We start from the raw sequence: 17,699 nt of genomic DNA, 5'->3' as shown, positions 1-17,699 counted from the left end.
TCGTAATTCTGGCAGATTGTCACTTTAGCCACTTTCATAAGTGTCATTGCTTTGCCCAGCTCTCATTGGGGGAGATCGTCGGAGGCATTGAATTGACAGCACACTCGTCAACACTCAACCGCTTAAGTTCCGTTAGACCCGCCAGCGGCCCAAGGTCGGTGACCGACGTGTGACTGACGTACAATTCCTGCAAGCTGTTCATTCCCGCCACTGGTCCAAGATCACTTACTTGTGTGGAATCGAGAAAGAGCCGCTGCAAGTCTCTATAGGCGGCTAATGGGGCCAGGTCGCTGACTTGTGTCGAAGTAAGGCCCAAACTCCGCAAAGCTGTGAGTGAAGTCAACGGACTGAGGTCACTCACTTTGGTCCTCGAAAGGTCCAAATGCTGCAAATTTCGAAGTTCCGTCAGTGGCGTGAGGTCGGTTACCTGGGTTGAAGCGAGGATCAAACGCTGCAACGCATGCAGCCCCGCCAAGGGCCCAATGTCGGTGACCCGACGAGCACATCTAAGGTCCAGCTTACGCAGTGCGCTGAGCCCCGCCAACGGTCCAAGGTCGCTGACTGCAGTGTGGTTAAAATAGAGCTTTTGCAATGCGCCGAGCCCTGACAATGGTTCAAGATCACGAACTTCTGTCGTGCTGAGATCAAGCTTTTGCAGTTCGCGAAGACCTGCCAACGCATCCAGATCGAAGATAGGGGCCAGCCTGAACTCCAGTTGCTGTAAGGTGGTGATCTTCGCCAATGGATCCAGTTCGGTGACTCCGGTAAAACTGAAATTGAACTGCCGTAGGCTGCTGAGTCCCGCCAACGGTTCAAGATCAGTGACTTTGGTGCTACAAATGTTTAGTTGCTGCAAAGCGTGGAGTGCCGCCAGCGGTTCGAGATCGCTTACGGAAGTCGAGTAGAGGTCTAGCTGCTGCAAGGCCCCGAGTCGTTGCAATGGTTTGAAGTCCGTGACTTGAGTTTGACAGAGCTCCAGACACTGCAACTGGCTGAGGGCCGAAAGGGGTTCAATATTTCTGACGTAGGAGTGGCTGAGATTCAGGCTCCTCAATGCAGAGAACCCTTCCAAAGCGGCACAGTTGTTAAATCCGGTGGCCCTCAGATCCAACCACTCAAGCGGGAGGTGCGCCAACTCTGAGAGGTTGGACATCGCACCCGGGTTAAAGAATGACCGATCCGGATTCCACTTTTTGGCCGAAGGGGAATAGTTCCATCCGAGACTCAGTTGGCGGAGATGAGACAGCTCCGCGACTTCCAATGGGACTTCATCCAGCCCCAAGTCTCCCAAAAAGAGATGGGGCTGTCCCGTTGTCTTGGAAACGCTGATGCGCCTCCGTGCCTCCTGCAATGCTGCCGAACTTGTATTGCCCATTCAGTTGCGTCTTGGATAGCTCAGTATCGCCTTTCGCTCAACGGTCTATCGAGAAAATGACGGGCAACGGAGGCAGGTTGTTCACCAAAATGACATCAATGCCAGTCTTCCAAAGGTTGTATATTTCACCCCATGCTACCGTTTCGAGCTGCACTTGTGGACTCTTGGCGACAGCGAATGCAACAAACTCCTGAAACTCACAGCAGTGTCACCAGATGCCGCACGCAAATCGCCGACCAAGTCTCGAGATTCTCAATCCCCGCAACCAGCTCGTCCAGACTGAGGAACTGCAGGTCTTGGATGGCGTCTTCATTGGAAGTCACTTGATCGCTCTCCAGGTCAAAGAGGTGCACCACGCCGAGGTGGACCTGGCCGACCTCATTAGAGTCGTCATTGATCAGGCCGATGACCTGTTGAGTATGACTACCCGTGAGCACCAGTTCTTCTTCGATCTCGCGCTCGACGCCGTTGAGGTAGGTCGTCTTGGCCAGGGAGTCCTCCCGTTCATCGTGCGGGTTGATGTGACCACCGATGCCGATGCTGCGCTTTGCCACGAGGCGTTTTTCACCCGACTTGCCACCCCGGGTATAGACGAGGTACTTGCCCTGATGGTGGAAGATCGCGTACGGGATGATCTGCTTGTGAGTGGGGTCCATCTCCGCGCCAGGCCGGGGAAGGAAGAAGTTCGCGCCCGGTGCCAGGATGGCCTCAAGGTAACGGTCCACCTCCGGCTGAAAGCCCTGAAATGCGCCCAGTTCATCAAACAGCGCGCGGGGGATCACGAGGACGTGTTCGACAGTGGCGGGCGTTGGAGCGGGGGAGGAGGCAGTCGCGGACATCGGCCCGTTCCTACGCGGACCCGGGGCAGGGAGCAAGGGGAATTCAGATTCAGTGGGCAGTGGCCGGTGCCAAAGTAACTGAGATGGCCCAATCTGCGCGACGCGATCGCCACACTCCTGCCGGCCCCTTGGACTCCTCCTTGACTGGGGCACCAAGTCCCAACCACTGTTTCGCAGCAGGGTTGGAGTACCGTTTTTAAGCCAATGCCATCAGGGAAAAGGTTGGGCAGAGCGATCAACGCCGTTGCATGATGAAACTGAGGACCAACAGTCCGGTGTCATACCAGCCTGGGGCAGCGCCCCAGGTTAGGGGTTGAAAGGGAATCGGAGGGCTGAAGGCCCGGCCTCATCCATCCTGCCCACGACGAGCATCCCTGAATGACCCCGGGCCTACAGCCCTCAACCTCTAAAACGAACGCCAACCTTGGGCGTTGCCCAAGGCTGCTATCATGCCGGGCTTTCAGCCCTCAGCTCGTTCGCCAAAGGCGAATCATCGACCTCACCAGCTTTTCCCTGATGGCATTGGCTTTTAAGCGGAGTCAGGTTACAAGTGGCCCTTGATCGCGCTCCCGGTGCGAAGCGACTGACCCCTTGGCGTTCGCTTGGCAGCGCTGGGGATGGGAATCTCGACATGGGACGCGCGAGAAGTGATTCCGCTTAAAAGCGGTACTCCAACCCTGCTGCGGACCTGCTCCAAGAGTCGGGACACGCACGGCCCTGGTCCTGTGGTGTTATTCTTCATACCTTTGTGTGAGAAAACGCACTCCGCGCCCCGTCGCCCACGAACGCTGCCGATTAACAATCGACGGCACGGCAGATTGCCAATCTGCGCTCCCGAGCCTCAAGTCTTTCGTCTTCTGTCTTCCAGTCTTTGGTCTTCAGTTTGGCTTCCCGATCTCGAAGATCCGTTCGATCTCCTTCGCGCTCAGAGCTTCCTTGAACATCAAAAACTCATCCATCCGGCCGTTGAAACTGCGCACCTCGGTGCGGGGTGTTTTGCCTTCGGGGAGACCCCAGTTGCCCAGCTCGCCACTGCCGATGCGGATACGTGAAGAGGGATCCACTTTGGCTTCTTTCTTTTCATCGACTTGCCGACCATTCACGAAATGCCGCAGCATCCCTGTGCGCACATCGAAGGTGGATGCCACATGGAACCAGAGGCCCAGATTCTCCGGGCCAAATAGAACAGGGGTGTTGAGCACATGCTGGCCGGAACCTTTACCGTTGTGCACTCCCAGGGCCACCGCCCCGGACCGGATGATCTGCCAGTGCGGGTTGCCATGAGTCCATGTATCCGTGAGGAACAGACTGTTGTAATTCCGGTCCACCCCGCCCACCTGCACCCAGGCCGCCAGCGTGATGGCGTCATACTCCCCCGCCACCGCCAGGCGCACCCGGTCACCGGGGGACTTGAAGGCCAGCGCCTGCTTGCCCCGCCAACGTCCCTGCGCCCACTGCGCTCCTACGACGGAGCCGTTGGTGAACTCAGGTGCATCGGGCTGCTGATTTCGCAGGGTTCGATCCCACGCATTGAGCGGCTCAAAGGTGTAGCCCACGAGCAAGCGGGGATCATCGAGAAACTTTTGCAGCCCCACCCGCCATTCCAGCGTCCGGCGTTCGTCCGCATCCTGGGACTGCGCATGCAGTGAGGCGATGTCGGCAAAGGCCTGGGTGTCTGCTCCTGTGGTCCCCGCACCATCCTCCGCGTTCCAGCGGGCTCCGGTCTTGAGGTTCAGCTTGTCGTCGCCGGTGCCCGGGTACACCTCCACCTCACCGTCAAAGACATGCACATCCGATTTGCCGGAGTCGCTCACCTTCAGGCCGAACTCAGTCCCCAGGTCCACCACCTTCGCATCGGGTGTCATCAGCTTGAACCCGCGCGCATGAGGCGGCACATGCACCCGCATCTGGCCGAACCGGCACTTGGCCTCGTTCACAGACACAATCTCCAGCTCGCTGTTACCTTCCAGCGTCACCGAAGCGCCGCTGTAGAATTCCAACCTCGCCAGGCCACTCTGCAACTTGACCTTCCCGGCTGGCACAGACATGCCCACCTGCCAGTCGCCGCCGTCGCTGGCCCACTGTGCACCCACCACATCCACGAGCACCGCGCAGCCTTCATCCGTTACTTCCGCCTGGACCATGGGGCCGTCATTCCGGTGGAGCCCAGGTCTTAGAAAGAGCAGACCCAAAGTGCAAGCACACAGCACCAGCGAGGCCGCGAGAGCCAGCTTGGCGGAGGCGGGCCACGCCCGCTTCAGAGATCCCGGTCGATGCGATCCTTCCAGATGGACGGAGGTCCCATGCGCCCGCAATCCCTGTGGAGAGTCGCCCTCCTGATCGCCGGATTCCTGGGATTCGTCCGCCAGTCGGCAGAGCGCCGCCCCCATGCCCAGCCGTTGCACCAGATAGCGGCGGGCGGGTTCACTGCCCAGCAGCATCGTCTCCAGCGCCTTCCGATCCGGCTCGGCGAGTTGGTGCTCCTCCAGATCGTGGAGCCAGGAGTTCAGTTTCACCGTGTCCTCATCGGAGAGGCGGCCCAGATCTCGTTCCTCCTGGCTCATGACAAAGCCTCCTCTTTGGACATGGAATTCGTCACACAATCGTGCAGCACTTGTTTGATTCGCATGAGCGCCTTGTAGGCCGCCTGAAGCGACCGACCGCTTACCATCGCGGCCCGCTCCACGCCGCTGCCGCGTTCATAGCGGGTCAGGATCATGCGTCGGTCCCGTTCATTCAGCTTTTGCAGGCACTGGGCCAGGCAGATCTGCATGGTGGAGGTTTCCTCCTGCATGGTCTCCGCCGTGTGGGCCACCGCCTCCAGCACCTCGTCATTAAAGACCACCTTCGACCTCGCGTACTTCTGCCGGGCCTGCCGCACCTTCCACCAGGCGATCCGCATCGCCCAAGCCAGGAAATCCGTGCCCGGCGTGAACTCCTGGAATTTGTCGTAGATGGTCAGGCAGGTCTCCTGCAGGATGTCCTCCGCATCGTGACGGTGCGGCACCAGCGTGTAAATATACGCAAAGATCTGCCGCTCATGCCGCATTAGCAGCGGCACCAGAGCGCGGTGGGGATCTGAGGCTGGGTCCATGAGGATGGATAGCACCGAGTGGCACGATTTGGACGCAAAAGGTGCTGAAGCCTCAGGTCAATGGTAAAAGGTGACAGGTAAGCAGTAAACGCTGACGGACGATTTCCAGCCGCGCAACCACCACTTACCTCTTACCGCTAACCACTCACCGACCTACCGAGAATCCCCGTGTCGGCGCAGGAACTCCTCGGCCAGGGACAAGTAGGCCTGGGCACCGCGACCATTCGGCTCGTACTCGATGATCGACTTGCCAAAGCTCGGGGCTTCGCCCAGACGGATCGTGCGCGGGATGATGGTGTCGTACACCACCTGGGAGAAGTAGTTGCGCACGTCGGAGACCACCTGCTGGGAGAGGTTCATCCGGGAGTCGAACATCGTCATCACGATGCCCTCCAGCGCCAGGGCGGGATTCGCCCCGCTTTCGCGGATCTGCTGGACGATCTGCACGATCTTGGACAGACCTTCCAGGCCGAAGTACTCGCACTGGATCGGCACCAGCAGTTCATCGGCCGCGGCGAGAGCGCCGGTCATGAGCACGCCCAGGGAGGGAGGGCAGTCCATGATGGCGTAGTCAAAGTGGCCGCTGTAGCGCAGCGGCTTCATCACATCCCGCAGACGCGTGAGATGATGGCCCGTCTGGGCCAGCTCGACTTCGCACCCCGCCAGTTCCTGGTGGGAGCGGATGATGGAAAGGTTCGGCAGGCGGGTGCTCCGGATCACCTGGGTGGGATTCACGTCGCTCACCAGACAGGGGTACAAGCTGCCCCCTTCCTCTTGAGCGATCCCCAGACCGCTGGTCGTATTGGCCTGGGGGTCAAGGTCAATGAGCAGCACGCGCAGCCCTCTTGCTGCCAAACAGGCAGACAAATTTAGAGATGTGGTGGTCTTTCCCACACCTCCCTTTTGGTTCGCGATCGCAACTATCCTCATACGCAGCTTGACGGGCGCATTCCATCATCACAAACCTGCATGACAGCAAGATAAATCCCCATGCAGGTGACGGAAAAGTGGCTCGGTGAAATCGGTGGCTGGCAGGCAATGAAGTCGGCCAGGGAATACGTGCGGACAGGTGGCGTGGCGGAAGCCTCCCATCAAGGCCAGGTCTATCAGGGCCTGGTAGGGCAGGGGGGACGGCGGTACAAGGCCACCCTGACCGTGAAGGACGCGCGGACGGTGGACTGCCGTTGTGCCTGCAGTGACGCCCAGAGGGGCCTTATCTGTTCTCACGGACTGGCTGTCGCACTTCAAGCGATCAGCGGGGGACCATCGGCCAGTTCGGGACCCGGAGCGACTGAGGCGCGCCCCAGCATTGGCACATCGCGGTATGCCACTCCGGTCGGATCTTCATCTTCCAGAGGCGCGCCTTCTCATGCTTCAGACGTGAAAAGCACCAGTGCGACTCCGAAAGCCGTGCTGGATCTTAACACGGTCCCGGCGGGAAAATTCACCATTTACATCCCCCTCTCGCATCTCTCTCAGTTGCCCAAGGGAACCGTTCCCGTGTTCCTCGATTTCCAGGCCGGTGGCGAGACCAAAGAGGCAGAAATCGCCCAGTGGCTTTTCACGCGAGGACTGAAATGCCAGTCCATGCCGCTTCGACTTCCTGCGGCCGATCTTGGTGAGTTGTTCACAACGTTGAAGGGTCATCCCCGCGTCCACAATGGCCTGCCCGCCTTGAGCGCCAAACCTTCAGGTGGCGTGCGAACATCGCTAAAACAGCTGGTTATCAATGACTTGCACATCACTGATGAAATTGCACGTGTTAATATATCACAAAGCGTTGCATTACATGTATTAAGCAGCGCTTTAAACGTTCATAATGTGGGAAATGTTTCGTCAGTGGTCGATGCAACCACTGGTAGGATTATGCTTCTCGATGGCCCGCATGTGAATAACTTGCGGCCATTTCTGGACGAGCTTTTTACGCGGCGCAAAGTGGAGCGAACCCCGCGCTGGGTGGCGGCGAACCTTGGAGCCTTGGGGGAAATCATGGACGTCGAGAGCCCTGCGGCTCCTCTGGCAAAGGTGCGGGTCGTGCCGGCGGACCCTGTCTTTGGCCTCCGGCTTGATGGCTCTCTGCGGCGCGTCGAGGCATCCTTGACCGTGCATCCTGTCCCTCACGCCTCTCATCCGATCACCCTCGGGGTGGACTTTGGTCGCGAGTGGCGCGAGACAGACCTCTACCCACTCCCGGACCCCTCAGGTGATCCACTGCGGTTCCGACATCGGAATCTGCTGCGGGAGCAGGGTGCCTGGCAGCGGCTGGAGTCGGCAGGCTTCCGCATGGACCATCAAGGCGTGTTGGCGATCAATGGCGAGTCGGAGGTGCTTCGTTTCGTGGCCACCGAGTTGCCGCGCCTGAAATCACTTTTCGAGATCCAGGACGGCGATGGCTGGCGCAATGCCACGCGCGGTCTGGCGACCATCCGTCCCCAGATGCGCACCAAGGAGGATCCCCGGGACTCGTCGGCGGGTGATTCTCGTCAGGGCACGGGCATGGACTGGCTCAGCCTGGAGGTGGCCTATGAGGCTGCCGACGGTTTCCGCATTGCCCGGCAGGAGGTCCTGCGCCTCATTCGCAGCGGTAAGCGGGATGTCCGCGCTCAGGATGGGCGTCGGTACCTCCTGGACATTGAAGGCTGTGAGGAGTTGGAAGAAACCCTGCAGGATGTGGAGTCGCGTTTTGGCCAGGGCGGCCAGACGATCGCCGTCAGGTCGCGTCAGCTTGGGGTGCTCAGTGATTTCCTCCCCACGGGCAAATCCGCGGTGCCACAGAAAGCGGCAGCGCTGGAACTTTCTGAGATCAAGACGCTACTTTCAGAACTTGGAAACACCTTGCGACCTTATCAGCTTGAAGGGGTTCAATGGCTTGAGCAACATACTCGATCAGGAGCCGCCGGCCTCTTGGCAGATGAGATGGGATTGGGCAAGACCGTGCAGACCCTGGCGCTACTCCGGATCATCCGGGGCCGAGTCAACGCAGCCGGAGGAAAAGGGCAGGGGGGCGAGCCGGTTGGGCCCGCCTTGGTGATTTGTCCCACCTCGCTTTTGTCGAACTGGTCCGAGGAAGCGGCCCGTTTCACCCCCGAGCTCAAGACCCATGTTTCTCATGACGCGGGCCGTAAAGAGAAGCTGGGGAGCCTTGCCGATTTTGACGTGGTATTCACATCCTATGCTCTGATTATCAGAGATTTAGAGTATTACGCAAATCTTAAGTTTTGCGTCATCGTGTTGGATGAGGCCAGCTATATCCGAAACCCCGATACGGCTGCCGCCAAGGCGCTGTGCCAGCTCAAGGCAGAGGCCAGATTTGCCCTCACGGGCACCCCGGTGGAGAACTCCATCAAGGATCTCTGGTCCATCTTCGCCTTCATGCTGCCGCGATACCTGCCGGTGCTGGAGGACTTCCAGTCCCGCTTTGTGAAACCGCTCAGCCAGGCGGAAGGGAAATCCGCCCAGTCGCGCGCGATCATGGAGCGCCTGCGTCGGCTCATCCGGCCGTACTTGTTCCGGCGTACCAAGCGGGAGGTGGCCAAGGATCTGCCAGAGAAGATCGAGAAAGTAGTCTGGTGTGAACTCACCCGGGAGCAGAATGAGGTGTACCAGCGCCTGCTGGAGGAAGGGCGTGAGGAGATCCGCTCGGCCCGCAAGCGGACTGGGCAGGGCTCGGCGCGCATGACCATGTTCACCGTGCTCCTGCGTCTGCGTCAGGTTTGCAACGACCTCCGGCTCCTCAAATTGGGAGATCATTTCAAGGGGCAACCCGGCGGGAAATGGCCGATGTTGGAAGAATTGCTGCAAGAAATCATTGACGGAGGCGGCAAAGCATTGATATTCAGTCAGTTCGTTGGAATGTTACGCCTTGTGCGTGATAAAGTTCAGAGCTTGGAGATCGCTCACAGCTACCTGGACGGCGGCACTCAGGACCGTGGTGGCCAAGTGTCAGCGTTCCAATCAGACCCCGAGCGGAAGCTTTTCCTCATCAGCCTCAAAGCCGGCGGCTACGGCCTCAACCTGACGGCGGCCGATCACGTGCTCCTGGTGGATCCCTGGTGGAACCCGGCCGTCGAGGCCCAGGCCATCGACCGGGCGCACCGTATCGGTCAGGGCAGGCCGGTGACGGCGTACCGTCTGGCGACGAGAGGGACGGTGGAGGAGAAGATCCTCAAGCTTCAGGAGAAGAAGCGTTCCATCATGGACATGACTTTGGAGGACGATCCGACCGTCATGGCCGGGGTATCGGATTCGGAGCTGGAAGAGATGCTCATGGGAGCCTGATGCCGACCGCATCGTGATGGATTGTCTCAGTGTTGCGTCTCGCAGTTTCGTCAGGACTGCGGGGCGCGGCCTCGGCCTGTGCCGATTGGCACGAGTCGCTGGCGCGATTCTGAGAACGGGCGTCACGCAAGGCAGTCCAAAGCGGCTCAAAGCTTTGTGAGCCCAGCGCTGGACGGCGTCAAAATCCCGAAATCCCGAAGCCTCAAAATCAGGCGCTTATGCCGATTGTTGCACGTGGAACACTGCCTCACAAAGTGATCAAAATGCGGCTCACGCCTGCGAATTGGCCGGTGATCGGCTATAGCCGACTATAGCCAGAATCTGTCAGAACTGAGGGCGGAATGGGTGTGTTTAAGGGTGATTTGAGGCTGTCGCTGGGGAATGCTTATAACTATATACAATGTACGTAATATAAAATCTACTGGGGAAAATGAAGATGTTGAAACTTTGTGGCTTGCATGCGTGGCCCTAGCCTATACTTTTGATTCAACGCTGATTGTGGTCAGCCAGACTTCATTGTCGCCCCGGTGGTGCGCTAACACCCTGGGGTTTTTTTATTGTGGATGAACTTGGCCCATGAATACAAAGTTCCCTTATCCCTATTCCCCACATTCACTTCGGCTTTTGGCTCCCGATATCTGGATGAGGATTTTGGATTCTGGGGAACGAGCAAAAGTTGTGGAAAATGGTGTGGAGTGGACGGTTCCCATCGAGACTCAGCCATCATTTTATTACGCGTCATCCCTGCTCGCTTTCGGACTCGACAGTGGGAGTGTGTTTACAGACCGTAAGCAGGCTGATTTCATCACCCACCAGTGCGCTTCCTTTGCGACACTTCTGAGTGTCAGCGCCAGTGCTTACGAGCGAATGGTGATTCCCGGATCGCACACCCCCCGTACGATGCCGAGTCTTGGATTTTCTTGTTTCGCAGCTGCCGTGGCAGCAATTGATGTCCTGGCCTGCATTCTCGCTGCCATTGCGCTTAATAAAGTGCCGGTGAATTCGATGAGTCATCACGCTGACTTGGCAGCGCTGAAGAGCAAGGGTTCAAAAGAGTTCTACCTAGGCAATAGCTCACAAGCTGAAGTTCTCCAACTGCTTCAGCAGTGTATTGAACTTAGCGGTAAGCCTTGGTACAAAACGCTCATGGACGCGCGCTCCAAAATCGTCCATCGCGGTAAGCTGGTCGCTTTCGAGTCGAAGCAAGGATTTGGCTTCATGGACTCGGTAGGAGCCTTTGGGACACCGTACACTCAAACAAATCAAAATTTCGTGCCAGACAAGGCTATCCATGAGGCGATGGTTGCTCTCGTGAGTGAACTTACATTATGGGACCAGTCATTGGTCGGCATTCTGTCGGCAATCAAGAAGCCAGCTGTCTCCGGAGTTGTTACGTTGACGGTGCCGGTCTCAGACCGTGGACCCGACTCATCCGAGTGCCTCATCCAGAGTGTTCAATACGCTTATTAAATTCTTAGTAAAAATATTGAAATTGTAGTGAGTTTACCCAAATCTTGCGGTGCTGTTAGCGCAAAGTGCGAAGAGACAAAGTGCGAAGAGACAGGCTATACAAAAAAGCTAGGAAAGAAATTGCAATTCATGCCATCATTTGAGGCGCGCCTGGGATCTTCTCCGCAATGCACAGCCCGTCAGCGGACCTACACACCGGGTTCCGGAGAGCAAATCAGGATTCGTCTTGGGTCACGCCCACAGGCCACCTGGAGCCCAATACCCCCCAGGGTCCCATTTTTATGAAAGCTTACTCCCTTCCCTTTCGGTAGCCCCTGTCGTCCTCAGACCACGCCGACTCTCGGCGCTCGAAAGGCGAACATCCCCGCGAAACTTCCGCCCCTCATGGGCCGGGCACCTCGTTTGCGGCGGGCATCAAACTGTTCCCTCCGCGCCTCAAAGAACGCATCTACAAAACCCCGGCTTCCCAAGGCCACACCCATCGTGAAATAAGTCACCCGGTGCCGTAGCGTCTCCACCAGCGTTAGCTTGCCATCTTCGGCGCGCACCTGCTCTACCGTCTCGCGTTTCATTCCCTTGCGCAGCACCTGGCTGTCCGAACCGTGACCGTCACGAACCTCTTCACCCTGGCCAAAGAGCCATACCCGGTAGCCGGAAAGGACCTTGGCCGCACCGGGAATCCGCTGCGAGCCCCCCTGCTGGTTCCGCTCATGCGCTCGATGCTCGTTCGTGATCGTGTACAGGGCTGACAACGCCTTGCGTCCACCCGCCACCGCCCCCGCATAGCTGCACCAGCGGTAGTCTTTGGGATCCTCCACCAGCCCCGCCCTCACCGGATTAAGATCGATGTAGGCACTCATCACCGAGAGTGTCGCCAACTCACCTTCCAGCAGCACACTGGTGAACCGCTCCTCCCAGAGAGTCCCCTTGCGGTTCTCCCTCTTGTTAAACCACAAACTGAAGCGTTGCTTGAGCTCCTTCATGAACTGGCTCACATCCCACATCCGGCCCAGGTATTTCTCTTTGAGTTCCTCGGCCGCCGCGTCATGCCCCTGGCTGCGAAAGGTTTCCAGCGCTTCCTTGAGCATTCGCACTGCTGGCTTGGAGTAGATCAACGCCGCCTGCTTGAGCAGCCAAGCGTCCGAATACACCTCCCCTTCAGGCCGCTTCCTGACTTCCACCATGATGTGGAAGTGGTTGGACATCACGCAGTAAGAGAGCACCCGCACCTGGCAAAAGCCTTCATACGAGCGCATGAGCCGCACAAACTGCTCCTTCTCCTCCGGCCCAAACGCCAAGCGCCTCTCCACCACTCTCGAGATGCAGTGGTAGTAGGCAACCGGAACCAGCGGATCGGCAAAGTATCGAGGCGAGGCCATGGCGGCCCATCGACCTAAAATAGTGGGCAGTCAACTGTCTTTTCTTGTAATAGCCTGTCTTGTCGTGATCGTCGAGGCGAGGCCATGGCGGCCCATCGACCTAAAATAGCGGGCAGTCAACTGTCTTTTCTTGTAATAGCCTGTCTTGTCGTGATCGGCATCTTGTCGTGATCGGCAGGCTCACGTTGAGTTGGTTCATCGCGCACCTGTGCGGCTGCCGCCGCCCGGTGCGCTAACTCAACCTCAGAGTGGCCGGTTTTAAGTGCCCGCTGACAACGGTGGCTCTCTGGAGCAATTTATGAAAAGTCGGACCTTGAATACCCACTCCCGGTGTACATGGTCTCATAGATGAAATTTTTTGTGGTTGCAAGTAACACACGCGGTGTTGAGGTTCTGAAGGCGCTCAAGTTTGTCCAAACAATCGGGGAGCTTGTGTTCTACTGCGAAGATGGGCGGAAAGCGTTTCCCGTGCGTGATGTATTGGTGTACGAAGGCTTTGAGACAGAAGAAGAAGCCATCGAGCAGGCTGAGGCGCTGGGTGGATGACGCTAAACCAGCGGGTGCCCGGCATCGGGAACTTCAAACTCTCTTGCGAAGGGGGCACTTCTGCCGTGAATCGAATGGAGAGTTGGATTCGTTCATCCTGAAGGCCCCCGATGTACCCGCGAGCAGGGTCAGACGGCTCTTCGACATGCCTGACGCTTAAGGTCAGCTTGATGGTCCCGCACTGGAACTTCACCTCAATATACTACGGGGCTTGGCGGACTATGACGCTCTGACGCCTCAGGTAGCGAAACCAGCCATATGCCATGGCGAAGAGACTGATGGCGCACCCCGAGATCACCAGCCAGGGGACATCCTGTAACTCCACGGTGGAAGGACGAATGGCGAACAGGCAGAATCCCAAGACAGTCATTCCGGTGCCAACCCCATAGCCGAGAAGTTGTCTCCCCCAAGCCCTGGACTGTAGCTTCCCTCGAACGCGCTGAGGTGAATCTGGCCGGACGTAGTTCCTCCAGAGCACGCCCCAGACGCACAGGGAGAAGGCGATGCTCCACTTGGGCCAGCCGTATTCCACCAGGGCGAACTCGGGATGGTGCGAGTCATAGTAGATCGGGATCGTATCCCCCGGACGAAGCGCGCCGCCCAGCTCCCCTGCCCCTGATTCATAGCCGTGATGGCTGAACCATCCGGCCCGTACGCGATCCGATTCATAGTGCGAAGAGACAGGCTATACAAAGGCCAGGAAAGAAAATTGCAATTCATGCCATCATTTGAGGCGCGACTGGGATCTTCTCCGCAATGCACAGCCCGTCAGCGGACCTACACACCGGGTTCCGGAGAGCAAACCAGGATTCGTCTTCGGACACTACCCACAGGCCACCTGGAGCCCAATACCCCCCAGGGTCCCATTTTTATGAAAGCTTACTCCCTTCCCTTTCGGTAGCCCCTGTCGTCCTCAGACCACGCCGACTCTCGGCGCTCGAAAGGCGAACATCCCCGCGAAACTTCCGCCCCTCATGGGCCGGGCACCTCGTTTGCGGCGGGCATCAAACTGTTCCCTCCGCGCCTCAAAGAACGCATCTACAAAACCCCGGCTTCCCAAGGCCACACCCATCGTGAAATAAGTCACCCGGTGCCGTAGCGTCTCCACCAGCGTTAGCTTGCCATCTTCGGCGCGCACCTGCTCTACCGTCTCGCGTTTCATTCCCTTGCGCAGCACCTGGCTATCCGAACCGTGACCGTCTCGAACCTCCTCCCCCTGGCCAAAGAGCCATACCCGGTAGCCGGAAAGGATCTTGGCCGCACCGGGAATCCGCTGCGAGCCCCCCTGCTGGTTCCGCTCATGCGCTCGATGCTCGTTCGTGATCGTGTACACGGCTGACAACGCCTTGCGTCCACCCGCCACCGCCTCCGCATAGCTGCACCAGCGGTAGTCTTTGGGATCCTCCACCAGCCCCGCCCTCACCGGATTAAGATCGATGTAGGCACTCATCACCGAGAGTGTCGCCAACTCACCTTCCAGCAACACACTGGTGAACCGCTCCTCCCAGAGAGTCCCCTTGCGGTTCTCCCTCTTGTTGAACCACAAACTGAAGCGTTGCTTGAGTTCCTTCATGAACTGGCTCACATCCCACATCCGGCCCAGGTATTTCTCTTTGAGTTCCTCGGCCGCCGCGTCATGCCCCTGGCTGCGAAAGGTTTCCAGCGCTTCCTTGAGCATTCGCACTGCTGGCTTGGAGTAGATCAACGCCGCCTGCTTGAGCAGCCAAGCGTCCGAATACACCTCCCCTTCAGGCCGCTTCCTGACTTCCACCATGATGTGGAAGTGGTTGGACATCACGCAGTAAGAGAGCACCCGCACCTGGCAAAAGCCTTCATACGAGCGCATGAGCCGCACAAACTGCTCCTTCTCCTCCGGCCCAAACGCCAAGCGCCTCTCCACCACTCTCGAGATGCAGTGGTAGTAGGCAACCGGAACCAGCGGATCGGCAAAGTATCGAGGCGAGGCCATGGCGGCCCATCGACCTAAAATAGTGGGCAGTCAACTGTCTTTTCTTGTAATAGCCTGTCTTGTCGTGATCGGCAGTCTTGTCGTGATCGGCATCGCGCACCTGTGCGGCTGCCGCCGCCCGGTGCGCTAACTCAACCTCAGAGTGGCCGGTTTTGAGTGCCCGCTGACAACGGTGGCTCTCTGGAGCAATTTATGAAAAGTCGGACCTTGAATACCCACTCCCGGTGTACATGGTCTCATAGATGAAATTTTTTGTGGTTGCAAGTAACACACGCGGTGTTGAGGTTCTGAAGGCGCTCAAGTTTGTCCAAACAATCGGGGAGCTTGTGTTCTACTGCGAAGATGGGCGGAAAGCGTTTCCCGTGCGTGATGTATTGGTGTACGAAGGCTTTGAGACAGAAGAAGAAGCCATCGAGCAGGCTGAGGCGCTGGGTGGATGACGCTAAACCAGCGGGTGCCCGGCATCGGGAACTTCAAACTCTCTTGCGAAGGGGGCACTTCTGCCGTGAATCGAATGGAGAGTTGGATTCGTTCATCCTGAAGGCCCCCGATGTACCCGCGAGCAGGGTCAGACGGCTCTTCGACATGCCTGACGCTTAAGGTCAGCTTGATGGTCCCGCCCTGGAACTTCACCTCAATATACTACGGGGCTTGGCGGACTATGACGCTCTGACGCCTCAGGTAGCGAAACCAGCCATATGCCATGGCGAAGAGACTGATGGCGCACCCCGAGATCACCAGCCAGGGGACATCCTGTAACTCCACGGTGGAAGGACGAATGGCGAACAGGCAGAATCCCAAGACAGTCATTCCGGTGCCAACCCCATAGCCGAGAAGTTGTCTCCCCAAGCCCTGGACTGTAGCTTCCCTTGAACGCGCTGAGGTGAGTCTGGCCGGACGTAGTTCCTCCAGAGCACGCCCCAGACGCACAGGGAGAAGGCGATGCTCCACTTGGGCCAGCCGTATTCCACCAGGGCGAACTCGGGATGGTGCGAGTCATAGTAGATCGGGATCGTATCCCCCGGACGAAGCGCGCCGCCCAGCTCCCCTGCCCCTGATTCATAGCCGTGACGGCTGAACCATCCGGCCCGGACGCGATCCGATTCATAGACGCGGCCCTGCACCTCATAGCGGTAGCGAATGTCCGAGCGGGAGTTGCCGTGATGGCTGACCTTCTCAGATGAGACCACCTTCCCGTGGGTGAGGCCCTCGCGCGCCCGGTAGAGATGCCAGCTGGAGACGACGAAGTCCAGGGGCATCATGAACAGCAGCATGACCAACAAGGGGCCGAAGATGATCAGGCCGATCCACGAGAAGAGTTTCCTCACCCCGCCACTCTGGAGTGGAGTCGGTGATGGTCAAATGGTGTGACAGATGCGACGGTGCTGATGCAGACGCTGGGCATTTTCCCGCTCGCGATACGGGCAGCATTGGGATACAGTACGGCGAAACCTCCCGCGAACGCCCAACATTGTCGTTCCCCCATGTCGCACACCAAGTCTGTCGCCATCGTGACCATGAGCCCGTCTCAGGTGCCGTACGCGATCCAACTGGCCGCCGCCGAGGGCTGGAATCCTGGTCTGCAGGATGCGGCAACCTTCCTGGCTGCCGATCCCGAGGGCTTTCTCATGGCGGAGCTGGAAGGCGAGCCGGTGGGGTGCATCTCCGCTGTCTCCTACCCGGGTGGTTTCGGTTTCATCGGCCTGTACATTGTGGAGCGGGAGTACCGCGGCTGCGGCATCGGCCGAGCCTTATGGCGAAAGGCCATGCAGCGATTGCGCGGAACCAACATCGGGCTGGATGGGGTGGTGGCGATGCAGGATACGTACGCCAAGTCGGGATTCAAGCTGGCCTATCGAAACGTCCGCTATACGGCCTCCGACCTCCCCTCTCCGGGCACCTTGCCCGACGACATCCGGCTGATGCCGGCGGCTGACGTGCCCTTCGCAGATCTGGTGGCCTATGATCGCCGGTTCTTCCCGTCAGAGCGTCAGGCGTTCCTGCGCGCATGGATTCGACAACCAGACGCAGTGGCGCTGACAGCGCTGGGACGCGAAGGCCTACGCGGCTTGGGGGTGCTTCGGCGATGTCGTGAGGGGCACAAGGTGGGACCCCTCTTCGCTGACAGTGGGGAGATCGCGAAACTGCTCCTGCTGAGTTTGGCCAGCCAGCGGAATTCAACCGGGCCCGTCATGCTGGATGTGCCTGAGGTGAACCCGGCCGCCGTCGCCCTGGCGGAGGAAGCAGGCATGCAGGTGACCTTCGAAACGGCCCGGATGTACACTGGAGATCCACCTTTGGTGGATCTTGGGGGCATATTTGGTGTCACTACCTTCGAACTCGGTTGACGAACTTGAAGAAGCACTTAAGTACTACTCTTTGTTGAGTGGGTATCGCTAAGCACAAACTTTATTGATTCCTAAGGTGTTCCATCATAGCTTGTCCATTATCCCCCATAAGTAATAATTACCAGCATGGCTCGTTTTGTGGTGGTGGCATTCGACGGTGGATATCACGAATTTACGGCTGAGACCGTGGATCCCCACGGGCCGGAACTCCTGTTCAAGGAGAATGACACGATCCTGAAGAGCTTCGCCAAGACGGAGGTGTTGTGCTGGGACACGGATCTGACCAAACCCCCCTTGGGTGGAATGGGCCCGACTTGGAGCAAGCTGCGGCCCCTCCCCGGTTATGCAGAGCCAAAGCCCCCAGAGTGAACAGGCCTCCGTAGCGGAGATTGGCATTCGTA

At 58.3% G+C, this 17,699-nt stretch carries 14 protein-coding genes and 1 pseudogene; 7 read left to right on the top strand and 8 right to left on the bottom strand.

The window, feature by feature from the left end:
* Positions 1–43: 43 nt before the first annotated feature.
* The 5 genes from VSP_RS16500 to VSP_RS16480 form a co-directional block, all read right to left on the bottom strand.
* Positions 44–1,375: a leucine-rich repeat domain-containing protein gene (locus VSP_RS16500; RefSeq protein WP_009962045.1), complete on the bottom strand. Its 1,332-nt coding sequence runs from the start codon at positions 1,373–1,375 to the stop codon at positions 44–46.
* Positions 1,376–1,572: 197 nt separating this feature from the next.
* Positions 1,573–2,214 carry an NUDIX domain-containing protein gene (locus tag VSP_RS16495; protein ID WP_009962044.1) on the bottom strand — a complete coding sequence of 214 codons (642 nt, stop codon included), beginning with the start codon at positions 2,212–2,214 and terminating at the stop codon, positions 1,573–1,575.
* 878 nt (positions 2,215–3,092) lie between these two features.
* Positions 3,093–4,778: a LamG-like jellyroll fold domain-containing protein gene (locus VSP_RS35835; RefSeq protein WP_009962043.1), complete on the bottom strand. Its 1,686-nt coding sequence runs from the start codon at positions 4,776–4,778 to the stop codon at positions 3,093–3,095.
* The gene (locus VSP_RS16485) at positions 4,775–5,308 is read right to left on the bottom strand and encodes a sigma-70 family RNA polymerase sigma factor (RefSeq protein ID WP_009962042.1); all 534 of its coding nucleotides are present in this window, start codon (positions 5,306–5,308) and stop codon (positions 4,775–4,777) included. The genes VSP_RS35835 and VSP_RS16485 overlap by 4 nt, the downstream gene beginning before the upstream one ends.
* 153 nt (positions 5,309–5,461) lie before the next feature.
* Entirely contained in the window at positions 5,462–6,238 is a 777-nt protein-coding gene (locus tag VSP_RS16480; protein ID WP_029190507.1) for a ParA family protein, read from the bottom strand.
* Positions 6,239–6,298: 60 nt separating this feature from the next.
* On the opposite strand from VSP_RS16480, the pseudogene VSP_RS43985 reads away from it, so the two are divergent.
* The 3 genes and pseudogenes from VSP_RS43985 to VSP_RS16465 form a co-directional block, all read left to right on the top strand.
* A pseudogene (locus tag VSP_RS43985) lies at positions 6,299–6,544 on the top strand (hypothetical protein); the annotation flags it as partial.
* 753 nt (positions 6,545–7,297) lie between these two features.
* Complete coding sequence (locus VSP_RS35830) at positions 7,298–9,586, top strand: DEAD/DEAH box helicase (protein WP_232289575.1); 2,289 nt, start codon at positions 7,298–7,300, stop codon at positions 9,584–9,586.
* 576 nt (positions 9,587–10,162) lie between these two features.
* Positions 10,163–11,056, top strand: coding sequence for a hypothetical protein (locus tag VSP_RS16465; RefSeq protein WP_156346477.1), 894 nt, complete (start codon positions 10,163–10,165; stop codon positions 11,054–11,056).
* A 323-nt stretch (positions 11,057–11,379) separates the two neighbouring features.
* Here VSP_RS16465 and VSP_RS35825 read toward each other — a convergent pair whose 3' ends face one another.
* The gene (locus tag VSP_RS35825; protein WP_009962032.1) at positions 11,380–12,435 is read right to left on the bottom strand and encodes a transposase; all 1,056 of its coding nucleotides are present in this window, start codon (positions 12,433–12,435) and stop codon (positions 11,380–11,382) included.
* Positions 12,436–12,783: 348 nt separating this feature from the next.
* Here VSP_RS35825 and VSP_RS16455 point away from each other — a divergent pair, with 348 nt between their 5' ends.
* Positions 12,784–12,981 (top strand): hypothetical protein, encoded by a 198-nt coding sequence (locus VSP_RS16455; RefSeq protein WP_009962030.1) that lies wholly within the window; start codon positions 12,784–12,786, stop codon positions 12,979–12,981.
* Positions 12,982–13,894: 913 nt separating this feature from the next.
* Here the strand turns inward: VSP_RS16455 and VSP_RS35820 are convergent.
* On the bottom strand, positions 13,895–14,950 hold the full coding sequence (locus VSP_RS35820) for a transposase (protein WP_009962031.1): 1,056 nt from the start codon (positions 14,948–14,950) through the stop codon (positions 13,895–13,897).
* A 242-nt stretch (positions 14,951–15,192) separates the two neighbouring features.
* Here VSP_RS35820 and VSP_RS16440 point away from each other — a divergent pair, with 242 nt between their 5' ends.
* Positions 15,193–15,390, top strand: a complete 198-nt coding sequence (locus VSP_RS16440; protein ID WP_009962030.1) for a hypothetical protein — start codon at positions 15,193–15,195, stop codon at positions 15,388–15,390.
* A 366-nt stretch (positions 15,391–15,756) separates the two neighbouring features.
* Here the strand turns inward: VSP_RS16440 and VSP_RS16430 are convergent, their stop codons facing one another.
* Positions 15,757–16,278 carry a DUF3592 domain-containing protein gene (locus VSP_RS16430; RefSeq protein ID WP_009962028.1) on the bottom strand — a complete coding sequence of 174 codons (522 nt, stop codon included), beginning with the start codon at positions 16,276–16,278 and terminating at the stop codon, positions 15,757–15,759.
* A gap of 156 nt (positions 16,279–16,434) precedes the next feature.
* Here VSP_RS16430 and VSP_RS16425 point away from each other — a divergent pair, with 156 nt between their 5' ends.
* Together VSP_RS16425 and VSP_RS16420 are read left to right on the top strand one after the other, a co-directional pair.
* Positions 16,435–17,298: a GNAT family N-acetyltransferase gene (locus tag VSP_RS16425; RefSeq protein ID WP_009962026.1), complete on the top strand. Its 864-nt coding sequence runs from the start codon at positions 16,435–16,437 to the stop codon at positions 17,296–17,298.
* Positions 17,299–17,424: 126 nt separating this feature from the next.
* Positions 17,425–17,667, top strand: a complete 243-nt coding sequence (locus tag VSP_RS16420) for a hypothetical protein (protein WP_009962024.1) — start codon at positions 17,425–17,427, stop codon at positions 17,665–17,667.
* Positions 17,668–17,699: the final 32 nt, after the last annotated feature.

This window comes from Verrucomicrobium spinosum DSM 4136 = JCM 18804 (genome assembly GCF_000172155.1).
Taxonomy (GTDB): Bacteria; Verrucomicrobiota; Verrucomicrobiia; order Verrucomicrobiales; family Verrucomicrobiaceae; genus Verrucomicrobium; species Verrucomicrobium spinosum.
This window is presented reverse-complemented; position numbering and strand designations above follow the sequence as displayed.